20 protein-coding genes and 1 tRNA gene are annotated in these 20,953 nt (G+C 34.5%); 2 read left to right on the forward strand and 19 right to left on the reverse strand.

Annotated features, from left to right (window positions below; all coding sequences use genetic code 11):
• Positions 1-12: 12 nt before the first annotated feature.
• The 10 genes from GQ45_RS02070 to GQ45_RS02115 form a co-directional block, all read right to left on the reverse strand.
• Entirely contained in the window at positions 13-216 is a 204-nt protein-coding gene (locus GQ45_RS02070) for a hypothetical protein (protein WP_156125329.1), read from the reverse strand.
• Between the two features lie 67 nt (positions 217-283).
• Positions 284-3,466 (reverse strand): DEAD/DEAH box helicase, encoded by a 3,183-nt coding sequence (locus GQ45_RS02075; RefSeq protein WP_047414685.1) that lies wholly within the window; start codon positions 3,464-3,466, stop codon positions 284-286.
• Between the two features lie 504 nt (positions 3,467-3,970).
• Entirely contained in the window at positions 3,971-4,285 is a 315-nt protein-coding gene (locus GQ45_RS02080) for a DUF6730 family protein (protein ID WP_047414687.1), read from the reverse strand.
• 17 nt (positions 4,286-4,302) lie between these two features.
• Positions 4,303-5,166, reverse strand: coding sequence for a relaxase/mobilization nuclease domain-containing protein (locus tag GQ45_RS02085; RefSeq protein ID WP_047414688.1), 864 nt, complete (start codon positions 5,164-5,166; stop codon positions 4,303-4,305).
• Positions 5,163-5,678: a mobilization protein MbpA gene (gene mbpA / locus GQ45_RS18175; RefSeq protein WP_231555142.1), complete on the reverse strand. Its 516-nt coding sequence runs from the start codon at positions 5,676-5,678 to the stop codon at positions 5,163-5,165. The genes GQ45_RS02085 and mbpA overlap by 4 nt, the downstream gene beginning before the upstream one ends.
• Complete coding sequence (locus tag GQ45_RS02095) at positions 5,665-6,516, reverse strand: toprim domain-containing protein (protein WP_047414689.1); 852 nt, start codon at positions 6,514-6,516, stop codon at positions 5,665-5,667. Before GQ45_RS02095 ends, mbpA begins: the two co-directional genes overlap by 14 nt.
• 207 nt (positions 6,517-6,723) lie before the next feature.
• Positions 6,724-7,929 (reverse strand): primase-helicase family protein, encoded by a 1,206-nt coding sequence (locus tag GQ45_RS02100; protein WP_047414690.1) that lies wholly within the window; start codon positions 7,927-7,929, stop codon positions 6,724-6,726.
• A 70-nt stretch (positions 7,930-7,999) separates the two neighbouring features.
• Positions 8,000-8,287, reverse strand: coding sequence for a helix-turn-helix domain-containing protein (locus GQ45_RS02105; protein WP_047414691.1), 288 nt, complete (start codon positions 8,285-8,287; stop codon positions 8,000-8,002).
• Between the two features lie 355 nt (positions 8,288-8,642).
• Positions 8,643-9,893, reverse strand: coding sequence for a site-specific integrase (locus GQ45_RS02110; protein WP_047414692.1), 1,251 nt, complete (start codon positions 9,891-9,893; stop codon positions 8,643-8,645).
• Between the two features lie 249 nt (positions 9,894-10,142).
• Positions 10,143-10,227, reverse strand: a tRNA-Ser gene (locus tag GQ45_RS02115).
• A 249-nt stretch (positions 10,228-10,476) separates the two neighbouring features.
• Here GQ45_RS02115 and GQ45_RS02120 point away from each other — a divergent pair.
• On the forward strand, positions 10,477-11,109 hold the full coding sequence (locus tag GQ45_RS02120; protein ID WP_047414693.1) for an NAD(P)H-dependent oxidoreductase: 633 nt from the start codon (positions 10,477-10,479) through the stop codon (positions 11,107-11,109).
• Between the two features lie 80 nt (positions 11,110-11,189).
• Positions 11,190-12,380 carry a DegT/DnrJ/EryC1/StrS aminotransferase family protein gene (locus GQ45_RS02125; RefSeq protein WP_047414694.1) on the forward strand — a complete coding sequence of 397 codons (1,191 nt, stop codon included), beginning with the start codon at positions 11,190-11,192 and terminating at the stop codon, positions 12,378-12,380.
• On the opposite strand, the gene ribB is transcribed toward GQ45_RS02125, so the two are convergent.
• The 9 genes from ribB to GQ45_RS02170 form a co-directional block, all read right to left on the reverse strand.
• The gene (ribB, locus tag GQ45_RS02130) at positions 12,377-13,507 is read right to left on the reverse strand and encodes a 3,4-dihydroxy-2-butanone-4-phosphate synthase (protein ID WP_047419924.1); all 1,131 of its coding nucleotides are present in this window, start codon (positions 13,505-13,507) and stop codon (positions 12,377-12,379) included. The two genes, GQ45_RS02125 and ribB, sit on opposite strands and share 4 nt — an antisense overlap.
• 5 nt (positions 13,508-13,512) lie before the next feature.
• A complete protein-coding gene (locus GQ45_RS02135; protein WP_081980850.1) occupies positions 13,513-14,991 on the reverse strand; it encodes an LptF/LptG family permease in 1,479 nt (492 codons plus the stop codon).
• A gap of 3 nt (positions 14,992-14,994) precedes the next feature.
• On the reverse strand, positions 14,995-15,636 hold the full coding sequence (locus GQ45_RS02140; protein ID WP_047414696.1) for an outer membrane lipoprotein carrier protein LolA: 642 nt from the start codon (positions 15,634-15,636) through the stop codon (positions 14,995-14,997).
• A 202-nt stretch (positions 15,637-15,838) separates the two neighbouring features.
• Complete coding sequence (locus tag GQ45_RS02145) at positions 15,839-18,223, reverse strand: DNA translocase FtsK (protein WP_047414697.1); 2,385 nt, start codon at positions 18,221-18,223, stop codon at positions 15,839-15,841.
• 62 nt (positions 18,224-18,285) lie between these two features.
• The gene (locus GQ45_RS02150) at positions 18,286-18,657 is read right to left on the reverse strand and encodes a diacylglycerol kinase family protein (protein ID WP_047414698.1); all 372 of its coding nucleotides are present in this window, start codon (positions 18,655-18,657) and stop codon (positions 18,286-18,288) included.
• Positions 18,650-19,156: a thiol peroxidase gene (gene tpx / locus GQ45_RS02155; RefSeq protein ID WP_047414700.1), complete on the reverse strand. Its 507-nt coding sequence runs from the start codon at positions 19,154-19,156 to the stop codon at positions 18,650-18,652. Before tpx ends, GQ45_RS02150 begins: the two co-directional genes overlap by 8 nt.
• 297 nt (positions 19,157-19,453) lie before the next feature.
• Positions 19,454-19,711, reverse strand: coding sequence for a hypothetical protein (locus tag GQ45_RS02160; protein WP_047414702.1), 258 nt, complete (start codon positions 19,709-19,711; stop codon positions 19,454-19,456).
• On the reverse strand, positions 19,692-20,006 hold the full coding sequence (locus GQ45_RS02165) for a co-chaperone YbbN (RefSeq protein ID WP_047414704.1): 315 nt from the start codon (positions 20,004-20,006) through the stop codon (positions 19,692-19,694). The genes GQ45_RS02160 and GQ45_RS02165 overlap by 20 nt, the downstream gene beginning before the upstream one ends.
• A gap of 83 nt (positions 20,007-20,089) precedes the next feature.
• Positions 20,090-20,734, reverse strand: coding sequence for a peroxiredoxin (locus GQ45_RS02170; RefSeq protein ID WP_047414706.1), 645 nt, complete (start codon positions 20,732-20,734; stop codon positions 20,090-20,092).
• Positions 20,735-20,953: the final 219 nt, after the last annotated feature.

The raw sequence follows: 20,953 nt of genomic DNA on the forward strand, positions 1-20,953 counted from the left end.
AATCAATGATCATTATTTAATTAATTCAGGTTCTGAATTTCTCCACTTAATCAAAATCCTATTATTTTCTTCCTCAATACTAAAATATAAGGAATCTGATTTTCCAAAAAACTCTCCCTTGCACTTATAAATTCTTCTATAATCTCTCGACTCATGGTCAATAAAAATTACAATATCATCATCGGGTAGAGGATTGTCAATTTTAATTCTATACATAGAATTTTCACTTCTAGTACTTGGTCTGATTGTTCTATTTTTTATAATTAATCCCATATTAAATTAGCTACTTATTAAAATAACATTTAAGTTCCGTTTCTGTCATTTCTATGACAGTAGAGAAAATAGAACCCAGAAAGTTTTTCATGTCCAGTGTTAATAAAGGAGTTTCCACTCCTGGCTGTGCAATAGCAAATTCAAATTTTACGTCTGAATATTTTAAAGCTTTTTTAACCACGTCCAAATCTTCCTTGTTACCCAAATAGAACCGTTTACCTTTTAATACACCGTCTCCATTTCGCCTTTCCATATGCTTTAAAAGTTCTTCCGGCTTCCACTTATACCTCAAGGAGATTATTGCTTGACCACAAACTTCATACAAGTCCGATTTTCTTGCACCAGCCTTTTCTTTGGAATATTTACAATGTATCAATTCAAATCTAACTATATCTAAATCCATGAATATAGCTATGATATCGGCCTTCTCACCCGAATTATCATCATTGAAAACAATTCTAGCACCTCGTTCAACAAGAATTTTCATCATATATTCCTGAATAGAGTTATCTCGTTTTGAACCATTTTTATACATAGATTCAACTGTGTAATCAACCTTCTCCCAAGACAAATTTTCAATACGTTCAGAAGGAATAGCAACAATAAAAGAGTCTTTATACTCTGTTAAAATACATCCAGCAATGGTGTCACCATTAAGAAGAAACATAGTTGGTGGATTTCTCTCGAAAAATTCTTTTAATGGTATTCCTTCCGCTTTAAGACCCTCTACATAATACTTACTATTATCAAGACCTATAATATTAAAACCGTTTTCACCTCCTAATGTTATTGAAAAAAGAATAACTTCACCTTCGGGCATTGTTACTGAAAAATTAGCTTTCTCTTTTTCAAGAGAACTATTATTTAATGTACATTCAGAAATCAAAAAAGAACTTACAGAACCTTTCTTTTTTATTTCAATCCTGTGTATTTTTTCGTATAGTTCCTCACTCCAATCTGTAGCTAAAATAATTGTACTATCATCATATACTTTCAATTCGGTTTTATCAGCAGAATCTACTAGTAATTGATTGGAATCTATTGTTCTATCAGTCACTAAAGCTCCAATTTTTAAACACCATTTTTTCCACTCCATCACATTTCCAATTCGAGCTGGACTCCATATTTTTCCTTTCACGGAAGCACCTATGCTTTCTGGATGTCCATTTCTAAACCCAACACCCACAAAGTCAGACTTCTTCACTTTATTCCCTTCTTTCCATCTTTTTAATTCTGTAGTAACATCAGAACCACTCAAACGAGAATATCTGTGCAAATGACTTGCAGGTTTGAAAACACCTGCATGAACAATACTTAATCTGCTAATAGAATCAAATGATCTAAATACCTCATCACCATTGATTATGTCTGGCTTTTCTTGGTCAGATATTTTAGAGACTAAAATATTATGGTCTAATCTTTTTTCAGAATATCCTATATAGAGTAAATTTGAATTTTTGTCAAAATGCATAACAATCAAATTCCAAGTTTGGTCTTTAAGCGAATCTACTTTGGCCCATTTTACCTTTTCTATTGTCTGGGTGGTAAAGTAAAAAATGCCTTCATCTTCGTTTATGTAAGGTTGAGAAAGTTTGTATTTATTTAAATTAAATGCCAATGAAAAATTTCTCCATTCGACCTTTTCGCACTTATAACATACGCAACTCAATGCAGGAAAAACCAACTTTGGATTTAATTGAACATCATGGGAGTCAAAGCCAGACAAAGGTTTACAACCCTGTAGAAAATTTAATAAAGATTCTGCTTCTTCTTTCTTTGCATCAGCTATTTCGCTAATTACCTTTTCCCAGCCTGTACCTTCCTGAAATAAATTTTCAAGCTCTACGGATATTTTTTCATCAGCATAATTAACTACGAAAGAAGCCTTGCCTAATCCCTTTTTCGGTCTTGTGAACCTACCTATGAATTGTAGAATAACAGATAGTGACTTATGTATACCATGTACAGCTGCAATTTTTAATTCTGGAAAATCAAAGCCCTCACTCAACATATCCACACAGACAATAATATTATATTGCCTGGCTTTTATCTTTTGTACTTCTTCTCTTTTATTATCAATTTTACTGTGTATTAAAACTATCTTTTCCTTTGGAAACCATTCTTTATATTTTTTAAACAATTCTTCTGATTGTATATGATTATTGGCCCTAACCATCATACAGTGTTCAACATAACCACATTCCCTATCAGTCAAAAGTCGACTCATTGCAGCACGCGCAATGGCTTCATCTTTCTTTTGTGGATGTTTCTCATCAACAGATATTAATGAAATTTCTGAAAAACAATTATCTGTTAATGCTTGAGACAATGGGTAATTATAAACAAATTTTCCATCAATAGGCCTACGGTCATTCCTATAAGGGGTAGCGGTAAATTGCACTATCTTGGAATGATTAAAAAGAGTCTTGATACTTTCCCATGAATTTGCCTTGACATGATGAGCCTCATCAAAAAATACATGAGAAAATAAAGGTTTTAATGCTTCTAAAATTTCAATAGGTGCTTTAGAAATTAATGCAGGCGTTGAAATTACAACATCAGCTTTCTCAAGGTGTTCAATTTGTTTTATTTCATTTAGGGTCTTTTTAAGTACACACACTGTAGGATTTTGAAAATATTCAGGTATCACGCCCAACTCTCTCAACATTCCCCACGACTCAAATTTTTCAGCAATTTGATTCTTTAAATCAATAGTTGGAACTATTACCAATGTCCGTTTAGCCTTTTCGGCTAAAGTTGTTACTATCATTGTTTCAGTCTTTCCCGTACCTGTTGGCAACACAATTGTAGCAGGATCAGTCGAAATTGACCAATGGGATAACAATGAATAAACGGCTCCTTTTTGAGCTGCTCTCAAAGACATATTATTTTTTCCGATGCCATCTATTTTCACACTATCAAGCTGACCCCTATAATCAGAATGAACTTGGTTTAGGATACTTTTTATCTCATAAAAATCTTTTAATTTTTTACAATTTGCTACAAATGAAAAATGCTCATTACCAATTTTAAAGGTTTCTCCATTTTGATGGGCTGCATTTATTTTCCAGCGACCTTTAGGAAAGCCCAATTGAGAAACTGCACCAATTTTATTTTTGTAATACTTAAAGTAAAGAGGTTTCAATAAATTAATATCGAGTTCGTATTGAAATTCAAAAGCAGTCTGTTTCATTAAAAAAATTAATTAGAATAATGAGTTTGGCGTATTTATTGGCAATCAAAGAGATTATTTTTGAGCTTTATAAATAGCTTAAATTAAATTCAATCTTTTCAGATACTATGCGGAAATCCTCATAACATCTACATTATTCGCTATATCTATTTAGGGAGAATTACGAAGATAAATAATAAACCCATATTACAAACAAAACGCCTGAAAATTTTCCAAAGCAAATTCCGTTGCTGATAAATAAATCATGGTCGGAGACATCCCCACCTGAACTGCTGTAAGACAGGAAGACACAAGGATTACTGCAAACTATCTATATAAACCAATTCCCCTAGGAAGAATCAACAGAAATAGCTTTTGTTATACTCTTAATACCAGCTATAGTCAAGAAAATAAAGGATAGTGACAAGGATAGCATTTTTCAAAATACATAACTTAATCAATCAACTAAAAACCATCTTATTACATTAATAAAAGATTTTGATGCAATTAAAAAAATGCTAATTATTACTTCAAAAAATTGTATACAACAATAATTACTAAAAGGATTAATGAAATTATAAATACCACAACGGCCCAAGTAGGATAAATTTTAGCTTGGTTAATTTTAGCATTAAAGCGATTCTCAAAACCTTCTATCAAGTTCTTATGTATGTATATTTGTTTTTGATGTGCTTCAATAATTGTTTTGTATTCGGAAACATCCATCTTGATTTTGGTGTCTTTTAATTGTTCATTGATTTTTTCTAGTTTCTCGATACCCTTCTTAAAGTCATCCATTTCATTGACCAGTAGGGCTGTTAGTTCTTCAAGTTTTGTCATGATTGTTATGTTTAAGTTTAATATCCGATTCCCATGCCTTTATCAATGGCTCTTTTAATAACATACTTGGTTATTTTTAGTGCCAAGCTTGGTGCCAAGTCAACCATCTTGTCTGCAAGTTTAATACTTATATTGTTTTCCTTTAAAATACTTGCGCCCTGAATCCCGGACATCTGTTTTCCGATATTTCCAATGGACATATTGCGGTGTACCTCGCTTCCCTTCAGGTTATGCCCATCAAACTCAAACCGAAAGCCCTGAAGCTTATTTTGGTTGTTTATGGTTGGAATAACTTTTACCCCATTGGTCTCCATCGCCTTGACATAATCATCAAAGGATTTGGGCTGGAACTGTTTCATGGTCAGGTCATGCCTTCGTTTGATTTCAGTACGGATTTCCATCAAATTGAAAGCTTTTTCAAATTGCACCTGTTTGACCGTGGTCAGCTGCATACGTTCAGCCACCCTTTCAGCGGCCAATTGGCTGCGCTTCCCTATAAAACTATCGTTATAGGCAACACCCCTAAAATCAATACGGTTGACATATAAATGGATATGCTTATGCTCCTTATCCTGATGTACAAAAGCGATGGCCTGACGTTCGCCCAGGTTCATGTCCTTTATAAAACGTGCCGTGATTTCATTGAGTTCCTTTGTTCCCAAGTGTTTGCCATCTTCAATGGTCGGACTGATGACAAAGGAGAGGGTATTCTTGGTACAATGGTAGTTCAGGTCCTGGACCATTTTGAACTCCTTGGTGATCTCTGCAGGCGTATCCCCATGCAGGAATTCCTTCAGTACGATCTGGGCATCCTTTTCCTGGTTCCATCCGTAGGACATGGAAGCCCGGGTATGTGATATACTTTTTCCTTTTCCTATCATGGTTGAAATTTTTTAAGATGTGCCTTGATGTCGTTCGCCAAGGCATGGACTTCTTCCATAAGCTTGGGGTTCCGTTTTTTGAACATGTTCCCAATGGACTTAAAGTTGTTATGGTACTTGATGAGCATTTTATAAAGTTCGATGTGCTCCTCGGTAAAACGTTCAGTAATTTCCTGTTCAAATAGGCTACGCCGTATGTATTCACTTAATGTCAAACCGCTTCTGGCTGCTTTGATATTCAAAAGCTTCTTTTCATAGATGGTACATCGAAACTTAACTAGGTCACTTTTCCCCTTAAACACTCTTTTTTTTTCTTTGCGACCTTCGGGAGCAAACGAGAATGTGTCCACAGACACACATCTCGAATTCCTACCGACCATGATTTCGTTTTCCATTACAATCCGTTTCATATCCAATTCTATACTATCCGATTGGCTCAGTGCTTTGGCAGGAATCTTTACAGTCCGTTCCCTATCATCATTTGGTTTGAAATTAAAATCATCCGCTTTCATGGCACAACAAATCGTTTAAATCATTATGGTTTTTATAGATATGGCTTTGATCCATGATATGCTTATGATGATCCATTAGATACTTGGCAGACTGTCTTCCAGCATTATCATTATCCAGATAAATAAGGACAGATTCATAGGCCTTTAAATATGGTTCAATGGTTTTTATGAAGGCTATGGAATTCAAAACAATGATATCTGAAGTTTTTATTTGGATGTCATCTAAAGTGGCCAGTGATAACAAATCAAACATCCCCTCCAGAATGATGAGTTGTTTGTTATTGTTTTGGAGGTAGGTATAGGATTTTGGGCTGCTACTGTTTTTAAATAGTTTGTTCCTCAGTTCCCAACCACCTTGATGGTTCTGTAAGCCAATGGCAAAAAATCGGTTTTCCTTATGCTGGTACCAAACCTCTTTGCAAAAGGTCTTGGCAGTGTTTATCGGAATGCCCCTTGAACCCAGATATTGAATGAGGGCAGGGTGCGTGATGTCCTGAACCTTAACAATGCCAAGTCCTGTGTCGTTGTCTTTAAAAATCCGTTGCTCTCTAAATGTGTTTTTTGCGACCCCATCGTTTAAAAATGCCAAGGCTTCACCTATGGAACATTTTAGAATCCGACATACAAGGTCTATCACGTTACCGCCCACACCTTCACCATGGTCGTACCATCGGTTCTTGGTTTTAGAGACTTTAAAAGAGGCTTGGGTTTCTGACCTGAAAGGACTCAGAAACCAAGCTTCTTTTTCCACTGTCCTTTTGGGAAAGTGCCCTAATTTTTCCAGTGTTTTTTCCACTGAAAAATTACGGGCTGTTTCACAATTTATTTTTTCTTTCATAAGCCAATGTGTTTTTAGGTGTATTTTTGTTTTTTTGATGATTTCCTCTGTTAAGCCTTATAAACATTACGTTTGTTCAGTCATCAATGTGTCATCATTTCATCATTCTTGGTTTTTTATGGCATTATCCTGTCATCATTATATTTTTTGATGACAAAATGATGAATACATGATGACGGCTTAAGCTCAACAAATACAGCGATTTCGTCATCCTGTCATCAAATCATCAAAATTTTCGGTTAAAAATGATTTCTCAACGGTAAAATAGCGTCCTTTGGCATCGATTAGGTTGATATCGCCATCTGTCCAAATCACAAATTTCTGATAGCTATTGGAGTTGTCCTTGTTGCTTAACCTCCAATCATTTTTGAGCAGCCTTCGTAGTTGGGTCAGATCCGTTTTTACCCGAGTCCTGTTCAGTGCCAATAATGCATCCATGGGACAAAGGTCAACAGCTTCCAAATCAAATTTCTCAATCACTCCCATCAGAATACTGGCCAGTTCTTTTTCTACCCGGTTGCGATTGTTTTGCACCAACTTTACCAGGGCATTTGTTTTGATCTGGTGTGCGGTGAACCACATACGGGTCAAATGCTTTGAATGTAATTTTCGATTTGCTAAGTAGTATAGGAAAGCTGGAATCTCTTCAACTAATTTCTCTAAATAATTTGTTTGTTCTACCTCTAAGGTTGGCACTTTAATTACCCAAAACCGTGTTTCATTGGCATCAATTTTTATAAAGCTTTCCTCATTATTGCTGCACAGGATAAACTTGCCAAAAAACTCAACCTCTCGCTTGTCCTTGCCCTTGGCTTCCAGTTTATTGATGTTGGTGGTGCTCAGGTATTTGATGCGTTCGGTCAGCTCTTCCTTATTGAAAAGGACTTCATCGATACATATCAGGAGTTTGTTTGCCCAATCGGCATTGAACTGGCTGCTGAAACTATCATTGGTCAGGTAGGTCAGGTTGTTCTCAAAGATTTCCTTGAGCCATTTTAAAAAGGTACTTTTCCCTGTGGAGCGTTCCTTGGACACCAAACATAATATTGGTAGCACTTGGATGGGTTTTAGATACAATAATTGCAGATAATCCAATCCAAGTTCGTAGTGTTTACCAAAGATGTGCTTTACAAATTTTAGGGATAAGGTAACGTCTCCCTCTTTGGGCACTTTGCCCAAAGGGGAATAGATGTTATAGAACCCAAGATATTCCTGTTTAAATTCTATATGGCTCGGAATACAGGTAAAGCCATCGTATTTAGGGATTTTACTCAAATGGTCTTTACCATGGTCCTGTTTGATGGTCTCCATGTTCCAATGCACCAGAATTTCATTGAAGTGACCGGCTATGGTCGGAGCCTTGACGAGTTTGTAATAGGACGTGCCCACACGTATATAAGGTATCTGTTTCATAAGAAGTGTTTTTGTGCCATGGGAAGTCACGGCAAATCGTTTGACTTGTTTGCTGTTGCTTTATAAAAGTTTAAGCATGCTTATTCGCCAGATTACCAGTTTGGGAGTTGTCCTTTATTTCCATTCTTGGTTCTCGCTGATGTTGGAGTAACCAATCTACAAGCTTCTTTTTATCAAAAAAGACCATTTTACCGTTGGGTTTGGAGTGTGGAATTTTTCCGGAAGCTGTGAGTTTGTATAGATAACTTCGCGAAATGCCCGTATAGTCACTGGCTTCATCAAAGGTCAATACTTCTTTGCTTCCTATAAGTAGTTTCTCTAAACGATCCAGTCGTTCCAGTATTAAAATAGTGTCCATTTTTATTGTTTTAGGTTAATAAAATGAACAAAAGCGCTTTTGCTTTCCCTTATGGGATTAAGGTAATAAAGGTATAAAACAGGGCTATTGAAAGAAGAAAAAAAATTAATTAGTTATTCACAAATAATTGATATACAATATATTAAGTTAAAATAAACTAATTTTTATGACCACAAAATAAAAACATTTTAATTGGTAAAATCTGGTATCATTTAGCATGAAATTAAATGACCAAAAAAACGCGGTTTTTGGGAAGATTATGGGTTATTAACAATAGAAAACAAAGATTTTGATCGATTTCGGGATTTAAAACGGCTAATATTATATCGCTGCTATTTTAAAACATCAAATTAGCTTATTGATTTATAGATTTTTTTTCATTGTTTTGTTCAATAGCATCCATTTTCAATCTCAAAGCATTCATATCTTCACTTACTTTTTTATCTATAATTTTAGCATAGTGCTGTGTCGTCCTCAAAGATTTATGCCCAAGCATTTTACTTACTGATTCAATAGGAACCCCGTTTGTAAGTGTTACAGTAGTAGCAAAGGTGTGACGTGCTAAATGAAATGTTAGATTTTTATTTATTTCACATAAATCTGCAATTTCTTTGAGATAAGCATTCATTTTTTGGTTGCTTAAAACAGGGAGCAAAAGTTCAGTGTCCAAAGATTCCTGATGTGCTTCGTATTTATCAATAATTGCCTGGGGAATTGAAAGAATAGGAATATTACTTCTTGTATCTGTTTTTGTTCTTTTGGTTTTAATCCAATTTTGGCCATCAATACCAATAACAATATCATTTTTGGTAAGCTTTTTTACATCAGCATAGGCCAAACCAGTAAAGCAACTAAAAATAAAGATGTCCTTAACTTGGTTCAATCGGTCAGTTGAAAAATCCTTTTCAACTATTTTTTGAATTTCATCACTTGTTAGAAATTCCCTGTCCACAATTTTAAGTTTGGCTTTCCAATGGATAAAAGGGTCTTTGCTAATCCAGTCATTGGCATAGGCAATGCGAATGATTTTTTTAAAATTCGTTATGTATTTAATTGCTGAATTGTGAGCACAGTTTCTTGTAGTTTTTAGATAATATTCAAATCCAGTAATAAACTTAAGATCTACTTCTCTAACAGGAATATCTTTAACTTGATACTCTTTTAGTATATAATCAGTAACATGCTTCATTGCCGTTTTATAGCGTTCCGCTGTTCCTGCTGAAAAATCTTTGCCAATTAATTCATTAACTTGATCATTGTGTTCTTGAAAAATCGCTAATAGCATCTTTTGATTGCTATTCTTTCCTAAATAGATGTTTTTGATTTTTTCTGCAGTAATCAAAATGTTATTTTCCGATAGCTGTTCTTGAATTTTATTAATCTTAAGTTCTATTGAGAGAAGATATTTATTCAATTCCCGAACGTCGGGAGTAGTGCCTCTTATTTTACCTGCATCAGAATTCCATCGCGTTAATTGCACTTTACGCCTTATGCTAAACTCACTTCGCTTACCATTTACAGTAATACGTGCATATATGGGCGCATAACCGTTTTTGTCAATATCGTTTCCTCGAGGGTAGAATAGGATGGAGAATGTAGTTTGCATCGGTGCGTATTTTTTATCTCCACTAAAATACAAAAAAAATATAAATTATAAAAATCAAGATACGATTGTAATACACTGTATTACTGTATTTTACAATCAATTCGGTGCGTAAATTTTATTTTAAAAAATACGCACCGAATCCCGCACTTTTTATTTGATATTTTTTAGTTTTATTTGATATTGAATAAAATTAAAAACCCTGTAAACATTTAATTTACAGGGTTTTAGTGGAATTTGATACATTCCCAGCGGAGAAAGAGGGATTCGAACCCCCGGAGGTGTGACCCTCAACAGTTTTCAAGACTGCCGCATTCGACCACTCTGCCATTTCTCCAAGTGTCTATTGCCTTTGCCTTTTCAGTGCACTAAGCCCTGATTGGAAATTTGACTTCCCATTGGCGGGTGCAAATATAACAACCTTTTTTGAATTTTATCAAAGGTTTTAAAATATTTTTCAAAAATAATTTATAGCTGAAATTTATATTTTATGAATAGCAAATAACCCACCGCTTTTAGACTTTCACTTATCGAATAAAAGCTTAAAATGACTAACTTTGACAGCAAAAAATAATTGATAAAGAAAATGACGAATAGTATTCAACAATTACAATGGCGTTATGCAGTGAAAAAGTTTGATGATGCTAAAATTCTCCCTGAAGCTAAAATTCAAATTTTAAAAGAGGCTTTTAATTTAACCGCAACTTCTTACGGTTTGCAGCCCATTAAAATGTTAGTCATCAAAGATAAAAAGCTTCAAGATCAACTAGTACCAGTTTCTTACCATCAAAAACAAGTAGGACAAGCGTCGCATCTTTTAGTTTTTTGCATTGAATCACAAATAGACGAAACCTATATAAACAATTATTTTAAAAATGTCAAGAAGCTTAGAAACACATCTGATGAAATTTTAAATCCTTTTAAAAATTTTTTAATTCAAGATTTTTCTAAAAAAACCATAGACGAAATTAAAACATGGGCTACCAATCAGGCCTATTTAGCCATGGGTAATCTATTAACAGTATGTGCCATAGAAGAAATCGATGCCTGCCCTATGGAAGGTTTTTTAGCCAAGGAATATCATGAAATTTTAAAATTAAAGGAAAAGAATTTAGAAGTTGTTTTAGTTTTACCGGTAGGGTATAGAGCAGAGGACGATGTATTTTCTAATTTCGCCAAAGTTCGAAAACCACTTAGTGACTGTGTCATTGATTTGTAATTTTAATATTTTTAACAAAGCATCAGGTACTAAAGCAAACTAGACAAGAAGACAAAATACAATAACTAAAATTTAAAAGAATGCCTGGATTTGAATTTTTTGGAGACTTAGAGCGAAAAGAAGTGAATGATGTTTTAGATTCAGGAGTTTTAATGCGTTACGGTTTTGATAAGGCTCGCAACCATTGGAAAGCCTTAGAATTAGAACAACAGGTAGCTGAGCGAATGGAAGTAAAGCACGCTCACGTGGTAAGTAGCGGAACCGCGGCCTTGACCGTGGCCTTAATGGCGACGCATATCAATTCAGGCGATGAAGTAATTTTACCCACCTTTACTTTTGTAGCTTCTTTTGAAGCCATACTTTCGGTTGGTGCTGTTCCAATTTTAGTTGATGTAGATGATACCTTAGGATTAAATGCCGAGGCTGTTGAAAAAGCGATTACCAAAAAAACAAAGGCGGTAATGGCAGTGCATATGTGTGGTTCCATGGCAGACTTAACCAGCTTACGAAAGGTATGTAAAAAGCACAAGTTAATACTAATTGAAGATGCTTGCCAAGCAATTGGTGGTACGTTTAACAACAAACCTCTAGGTTCTATTGGTAAAATAGGTTGTTTTTCTTTTGATTATGTAAAAACGATTACCTGTGGTGAAGGTGGTGCTATCATAACGAATAGTAAAGATTTATTTACAAAGGCACAGGCGTATACAGATCATGGTCATGATCACTTAGGAACGGATAGGGGAGCAGACAAGCACCCTATTTTAGGATATAATTTTAGAATATCAGAACTTAATGCTGCAGTAGGTGTGGCGCAAGTAAAACGCTTAGATGATTTTATTGCCATTCAAAAAAAGCATTACCGTATTATTGAAGAAGTTTTAAAAAATATTCCAGAAGTAACATTTAGACGAATACCCAAAGGAGGAGTTCAAAATTATTCCTTTTTTAATTTCTTTTTGCCAACAAAAGCGGCTACGAAAAGAGTCCACGAGGCATTTGGGAAACAAGGTGTAGATGCTACATTTTATTGGTTCGACAACAACTGGCATTACCACAAGAAATGGGACCACTTAAAACATTTAAAGGGCTTGAATTATTTTTCAAATGCGCAATATGATGGCCTACCCAATTATTATAAGTCTGACTTTTCTGCCTCAGATGCTATTATTTCTAAAACTATCTCTTGCCTTATAAAACTAAGCTGGACAGAAGAAGAAGTTAGGGAAAGGGCTCAAAAAATGGCTAAAATTATCAAGGAATTAGGCTAGTAAGATACATAATCTACAATTTCAAGACCATAGCCTTCAATACCCACTCTTTTTGTTTGAATTGTGTTGGTTAGCAAACGTATTTTTGAAATATTTAGATCGTGTAAAATTTGAGCGCCAACACCAAAATCTTTCGAATCCATTTCTATTTTAGGTGCTTTTATTTGGCCATTCGTTTGTAATTCTTTTAAGGCAGAAAGGCGATTTAAAAGGTTTAAGGATTGAATTTCTTGATTGATAAATACAAAAGCTCCTTTTCCAGCGGTGTTAATGGCATGAAACATGTCTTCTAGTTTTTTATCAGGATTATTCGTTAAAGTCCCTAGAATATCATTATTAATTAACGTAGAATTAATCCGAGTCAATATTTCCTCGTCTTTTTTCCATGATCCTTTGGTGAGGGCAATATGTATTTGATCATTGGTGGTTTGTTGATAGGCGCGCAACCTAAAATCTCCAAAACGTGTTGTAATGGTAAAATCTTCTTTCTTCTCAATAAGACTATCGTGTTCCATACGATAAGCGATAAGGGCCTCGATGGATACAATTTTTAAATCATGCTTTTTGGCTACTTTTAGTAGTTCAGGTAAACGTGCCATGGTACCGTCCTCATTCATGATTTCGACAATTACTCCTGCCGGTTGCAAACCAGCTAAACGCGCAAAATCTATGGCAGCTTCTGTATGACCAGTTCGTCTTAAAACACCTCCCTCTTTGGCAACTAGCGGAAAAATATGACCAGGTCTGGCCAATTCATACGATTTTGTTGTAGAATCCGTGAGTGCTAAAATTGTTCTAGCTCTATCTGAGGCTGAAATACCAGTTGTAACGCCATTTCCTTTTAAATCCACAGATACCGTAAATGCGGTTTCCATATGATCGGTGTTATTGGTAACCATCATGGGTAAGCCTAACTCTTTGCATCTACTTTCAGTCAAAGGAGTACAAATTAAACCACGGCCATGATACGCCATAAAGTTGACCATTTCTGGGGTTACTAATTCTGCCGCCGCAAGAAAGTCACCTTCATTTTCTCTATTCTCATCATCGACGACGATAATAACTTTTCCGTTTTTAATATCGTTAATCGCATCTTCAATAGTATCAAGATGAATACTTTTTTCCATGTTCATTATTTTGTACGAATTCTTTTTAAGATTAAATTTTGAAAAAAATCGATCATGCTTCCAAAATTTATAAGTCCTTTATCTGCTGTGGCTCTTTTGGTTAAGAAAATACCTAAAGGCATCATAATCAAGGTAGAAGCCCAAGCTCCTAAAATAGGGTTCATATTACCTTCTTTAGCATAGTTTTCAGCAAAAACGCCTATAAAATAATAGGTTAAAAATAAAACAATAGCAATGACCATAGGTAGGCCTAGACCACCTTTTCTAATGATGGCCCCTAAAGGAGCTCCTACAAAAAATAAAATAATACAGGATAAGGCCAACGCAAACTTTTTGTGAAGCGATACAATGTGCATATTGTAAATTTTGAATCGTTTATCTAATTCATCTTTCTTACTTTCAATAGAACCGATAATATTTGTTGTAGTATTTAAAGCCGAGGTTAAAATCTGCGCTTTTTGGTAGGGTTCAAATAAATTTACAAGCCTTAAAGTGTCAATATTTTTCTTAAACAACTCTAATGAATCAGCAGGCCTGCTCATTAATTTTGTTTGGGCAATACTGTCCGATGCTGATAAGATTAAAAAAGCACCCATTCGATTAGAAATACTTTTAGAAAAAGTACCAACAATAGCTTTATTATTGGTATTTATAGAATCGGCATCCTTAATTAAGCGCGATACATTTTTCATCTTATCGGTGGTCACCTCGCGGTCTTCTTCTAAATTAACATCGAGCCGAGAAATATCTTGGTTTAGGGTATAGGTGTCGAAGCTAGATTTTGCAAACGGTTGTTTTCTATTTTCATTTGCATCTTTAGTCTTTCGTTCCTCGTAATAATACCCATCTCTTAGAACAAGTTGCAGAATATCTGAGCCTTCACTACTTACTAATTCTCCCGTTTTAGCCTTAATTACCGTGTTGTTGACATTATTATCTAGTTTTCTATGAATAATAACATTGTCAAGATATCGCTCATTTTCTCCGTACTTTCGATCCACTTTCATATTCATATTGGTGCCTTCTAAATCACTAAAAGCACCCTCGACGATCGCAGTGGATGGTTTTACTTGGCCAATATTTTTACGAAGATTATATATTTTTTGTTCCGCAGCAGGGATCACACTATTGGCAAAATAAAACACCAAAACGCCTAGTAAAGAAACAAAAATGATTAAAACAGCCATAGATCGTTGCAAGGAAATGCCAGAAGCCTTCATTGCTGCAAATTCATAGTTTTCTGCTAGGGACCCAAAAGTAAGTATAGAAGCTAGTAGTACCGTTAAGGGCAGTACTTTCTCTGAAAGATTGGGCATAATATAAAACAAAAATTTACCAATAATGACAATATCTAAACCTTTGCCTGCCAAATCATCAATAAATAGCCAAATCGTTTGGAATATGAAGATGAGCATCAAGATAGCAAACGAGCTGAAGAAATTATATAGAAAACGCTTTAAAATATAACTGTCTAATATTCTCAAGATCTAATTTTTGATGATGTAGTATCCTTGTTTTTTGTACTTTGCTTCATCAAAAGTAAATAAGCTTTTCGATAAAAGTTGATTTGTTTTAAAAGAATTAACAGTGATGGTAGTTTTTGTACCATTTTTGCCTGTTTCTATAAGTTTATAAATATGTTTTGTTTCTGCATCTACCCCTAACAAAATGGTTTTAATTTCAGAATTCGTATCCATGGGTGTTAACTTGACAAATTGTATTTTACGCCCTTCAATGGTCTGCATAATATCCCAGGCATAGGTATGCCCAGTTTTATAGAAAGTAAGCATTTTTGACGGTGTAATTGTATTTTCATCATCAGATTTGTTTTCTATAGTAACTTCCTCGTTTTCAGGAACTATGGTGTATACTTTATTTCCATCAAAGATTTGCTGAGCCCCTAAATAATTAAACAAGTACTTATCGCCTTGCATCGTAACATCACCTCTAGTTTCTTGATTGATATTCGCTTCTTTATTTTGTAAGCTATACTTGAAATCTACATAAATATTATCATATGATTTAACTTTAGTATACACTTCATCTAATAATGTTTTTGCTTTTGCAGCATTTTGTGCCGTACCTGAGGCAGACGCTAAAAGGATAATAAATACCAGTAATTTTTTCATTTTAAATAGTTTTAAGCTCTAGACTTTTTACCAAAGCTGAAATTTGTAATAGTTAATTTTTTTTATCAATAAAGGATAAAATCACTGATGAGCGATTCTAAATAAAATGTATAGTGTAAACCCAAAGTATATATTTGTTTTCAAAGGAACACTTTCCCATGCAACTCACCTTCGTTTTTTAGGGTTTAAATCTATATTTCATTTAGCCTTTTTCATTATTTAATAGCTGATCTAAGGCCACCATATCAGAGATTAAAACTTGTCGCGCTTTGCTGCCTTCAAATTGCCCAACGATACCAGCAGCTTCTAGTTGATCTATAATTCTACCAGCCCTATTGTACCCTAATTTTAATTTTCTTTGAATTAAAGAGGCTGAACCTTGTTGTGCAATGACAATCACTTCAGCGGCATCTCGAAACAAAGCATCTCTTTCTGATATATCATAATCAATACTTGTGCCAGAATCTTCACCCACATATTCAGGTAATAAATGAGCATCCGGGAAACCTCGTTGAGAACCTATATACTCCACTATTTTGGCAACCTCTGGAGTATCCACAAAAGCACACTGAATACGAGTAACATCGTTACCTTGCGTATACAACATATCGCCTCTACCTATTAACTGATCGGCGCCTTGTGCGTCTAAAATGGTTCTTGAATCTATTTTTGAGGTTACTCTAAAAGCGATTCTCGCTGGGAAATTAGCTTTTATAATCCCAGTAATTACGTTTACCGACGGTCTTTGTGTGGCTATAATTAAATGAATTCCAATGGCTCTAGCTAATTGCGCTAAACGAGCAATGGGAGTTTCTACTTCTTTACCAGCGGTCATAATTAAATCGGCAAATTCATCAATCACTAAAACAATATACGGCAAGTACATGTGTCCGTCATTCGGATTTAACTTCCGAGCTTTGAACTTTGTATTGTATTCTTTGATATTACGAACGAGAGCTAATTTAAGTAGTTCGTACCTATTGTCCATCTCTATACAGAGTGAATTTAAAGTGTGAATTACTTTTGTATTATCGGTAATAATGGCATCATCGGTGTCAGGCAATTTGGCTAAAAAATGACGTTCAATTTTGTTGAAAAGCGTAAGTTCTACTTTTTTAGGATCTATAAGCACAAACTTTACTTCCGAAGGGTGTTTTTTGTATAAGAGCGATGTCAATACTGCATTTAAACCAACAGATTTACCTTGTCCTGTGGCACCTGCCATTAACAAATGCGGCATTTTTGCCAAATCAACTACAAAGGTTTCGTTACTAATCGTTTTACCAAAAGCAATAGGAAGTTGCATTTCTGCCTTTTGGAACTTACTAGACGTAATGACCGATCGCATCGAAACAATAGTAGCGTTTTTATTAGGAACTTCAATACCAATGGTACCTTTTCCTGGAATTGGAGCAATAATCCGAATACCTAAAGCAGCAAGCGATAGTGCTATATCATCCTCTAAGTTTTTAATTTTTGAAATACGAATACCGGCTTCTGGGACAATTTCATACAAGGTTACGGTAGGACCGATAGTAGCTTTAATTTGAGCAATACCGATTTTATAATTTTTTAAGGTTTCTACAATCTTATTTTTATTTTCCTCAAGTTCTTCCTGATTTATAGTAATTCCACCGGTAACGCCATGTTGATCTAATAACTCTATGGTTGGAAACTTATAATTACCCAATTCTAAGGTAGGATCAAACTCTCCAAAATCTTCCACTAATTTATTAGCCAGCGAATCTAAATCTTCCACTTCTTCGACAACACTTTTCACCTCCATTTTAAGATCATCGATAACCTCTTCTTCTTTTGGAATCGTAACTTCAAATCCATCAGCTAGGGTTTTAGCCTCTGGTTCTAAAGGAGGGATGTCTTTTTTATGCGTGTAGGTATCAATCAGTGCTTGTTTCTCTTCCTTGGCAATTAAATCCTCAATTTCTTCGTCAGTATAGGTTTTTGAAGTTTCCTTATTTTTAAATTCGGAAGATATTTCTTTTTTATTCTTGGTATAAAAATCACTTATGAGATCAGGAGTTACTTTGAATAGGCGCACTAAAATAAAAACCAAACCAAATAACAAGAGCAGAAATACTCCTAATTTCCCCGTATAATCCTGTAAGTAATCGTTCATTTCATAGCCAACGATACCCCCTAACAAAGGGTACGATTCCGCAAAAAAACCAAGGGCAATAGCAGTCCATATAATGAAAACCATACCCCAACTCCATTTTCTGAGTAGCCCTGTAGCTTTTAAACTCAAAAAAAGTTTTAAACCTGTTAAAAAAAATAAAAACGTAAAAATGAAAGAGGCTATACCAAAGCCTTTATAGATAAAAAAGTGGCTAATACTTGCTCCAAACTTGTTGAGTAAGTTTTTTGTTTCTTTATTTCTAGAAACAAATTCAGACAATAAGCTTTGATCTCCTTTCCAAGTAAAATAGAATGAAATAAAAGAAAAGAAGAGTGCTACACTAAAAAGCATGATTAAGCTTCCTAGGATAATTTTATTTTGTTTTGATAATGAAAAGAAACTCTTTTTGGGAGTTGCAGTTTTTTTTGGGCTTTTTGTCTTCTTTGCCATTAAGTCATTAATTCTTGGGGCTAAAATACGAATTTAGCATTTAAGCTTAGGGGATTGTAGTTTTAAAAAAATTTGGGAACATAGATGATTAAACCTATAATCGTAGCCGCTATAGAAACAATCATCACGGCTCCGGCCGCAATATCCTTTATAAAACCAATTTTAGGATCAAATTCGGGCTGAATAAAATCGGCTACTTTTTCTACAGCAGTATTCATACCTTCAATGCCTATCACTAAAGCAATAGCGAAGATTTGAAGAATCCATTCGGTGTTTGATATTTCGAAATAAAAGCCAGCAGCGGTGATTAAAAGTCCTATAAACACTTGAACTTTAATACTAGCTTCTGTTTTTATTAAAAGTAAAGCTCCGCGCAAAGCGAAGCCCACACTTTTTACTCGGTTTACAACAAACGATTCCTTTTTTTTATTCATCTAACAAGGCCTCTAACGCTGCTTTATAATTTGGTTCGTCAACAATTTCAGCAACTTGTTCCGTATAAACAACTTTTCCCTGTTCGTTTAAAACAATGACAGCTCTCGAATGTAAAGGTGCTAAAGGACCATCAGAAAATGATAATCCGTACGAACTACCAAAATTACCATCTTTGAAATCAGATAGCATTTCTACACTTTTAATCCCTTCCGCACCACAAAAACGAGCTTGTGCAAAGGGTAAATCTTTTGAAATGCACAGCACTATGGTATTCTCTAATTCAGATGCTTCTTGGTTAAATTGGCGCACAGATTGTGCACATGTTCCTGTATCTATGCTTGGAAAAATATTTAGAACTACTTTTTTACCTCTATAATCGGCTAAAGTTGCCGTAGATAAATCGTTTTTAGTGAGCTCAAAATTGGGTGCTGAAACCCCTTTTGATGGCAAATTTCCTATGGTGTAAATTTGATTTCCTTTTAGTGTTACTGTAGCCATAATCCTTGTGTTTAATTTGAGGTGAAATTATAAAATATATCCCTAAAAACTAAGTAAAATTAGTTGAAAATATAAAAGTCCATTTATTGTAGTAAACGGACTTTCTTTTCTAATTATTTAGTCGAGCCTTTGATAACATGATGCTAAAGAAAAACTATATACCTTGATACGTTTGTAAAATGAAAATCCTTAAAAACCAGCCCCTTAACTCTAAAGTTTTTAATAAGCATCTAAACTTCATTAAAAAAAATGAAAATAGTTAGGGTAGCCCGTAATTTAGATTAAAACGAATCCTACTTACTTATCGATAGCACCCATAACGCGTTGCATAAAACTATTCAAGGCTTCTTTTTGTGGAGTTCCGCTTTTGATGGCTTTTTGAACTTCAAGGGCGCCATACATATTCGAAATTAATTCCCCGATAACATCAAGTTCTTCATCTTTTAAAGAAGATACTTCCGTCAAGTCCTCTAAGGTTTCTATCGTTTCAATAATATAGTCTTCATCGTTTTTCTCGATAAAACTCGTTAAATGTTTAATTACTGGTAATTTCATGAATCAATTCTTTTAAAACCTCGTATTTGTTAGTTTGTATCTGATTTTTAAGCTTACCTCCTGTAAAAGCGGCGAAGGTAGGTAAATTGTCTACGTTCGCTAATTTTCTAGATTCAGGGAATTTCTCAGCATCTACCATAACAAAAGTAATGGTCTCGTTTTCTGTAGCTTCCTTTTTAAATTTTGGCTTCATAATACGGCAATTTCCGCACCATGTAGCCGAATATTGAACCATAACATTTTGGTTTTGGTCAATTATCTCTTTTAAATTATCTTGTTCTAATTCTAAAATCATCAGTATGTGTTTTATTTTTATTTTAAACAAAATAACCTATTGCCTTTAGTGACAATAGATTATTTCTGTATGGTTTTTTGTTCTTAGTTAGCGTGAGCAGACAAGTAACTAGCAACTCCAGATCTGTCAGCAGTCATCGCATTTTTACCTTCTTCCCAGTTTGCTGGACAAACTTCGCCTTTTTCTTGTACGTGGGTGTAAGCATCGATTAAACGTAGGTATTCATTTACGTTTCTCCCTAATGGCATATGATTAATTCCTTCGTGAAATACAGTACCCTCTTCATCGATTAAATACGTAGCTCTATAAGTAACATTATCACCTTCAACAGTTACTACGCCTGTTTCTTCATTGTATTGTTCATTGGTAATGTCTAAAATACCTAAGGTAGACGCTAAATTTCTATTGCTATCTGCTAAGATTGGGTAGGTAACACCTTCGATCCCGCCATTATCTTTGGCTGTACTTAACCAAGCAAAGTGCACTTCGGCCGTATCACAAGAGGCTCCGATAACCATGGTGTTTTTTTTCTCAAACTCTCCTAATGCCGCTTGAAAAGCATGTAATTCTGTAGGGCATACAAAAGTGAAATCTTTTGGATACCAAAAAAGTAGTACCTTTTTATTGTTTTTTTGAGCTTCTTCTAATACATTTATTTTAAAAGTATCTCCTAAATCGTTCATTGCATTTACACTTAAATTTGGAAACTTTTTACCTACAATTGCCATAGTACTTTATGTTTTTTATTGTTAAAATCTATGGCAAAATTAAGACTATTATGAAAGGTTATCGCGGCTTTGGATTGCTATATTTGATAGGTGTATAGTCTTTACAAATGGACTCGAATTAAATGCATTTTCTTTATCAAAACGAGAATTTTGAGCCGTTTATTCGGCGAGTTTGATAAAGAAAAGAATCATAAATTGACAAAAACTAAAAACTGTTTT

It is taken from the genome of Cellulophaga sp. Hel_I_12 (assembly GCF_000799565.1).
GTDB lineage: Bacteria > Bacteroidota > Bacteroidia > Flavobacteriales > Flavobacteriaceae > Cellulophaga.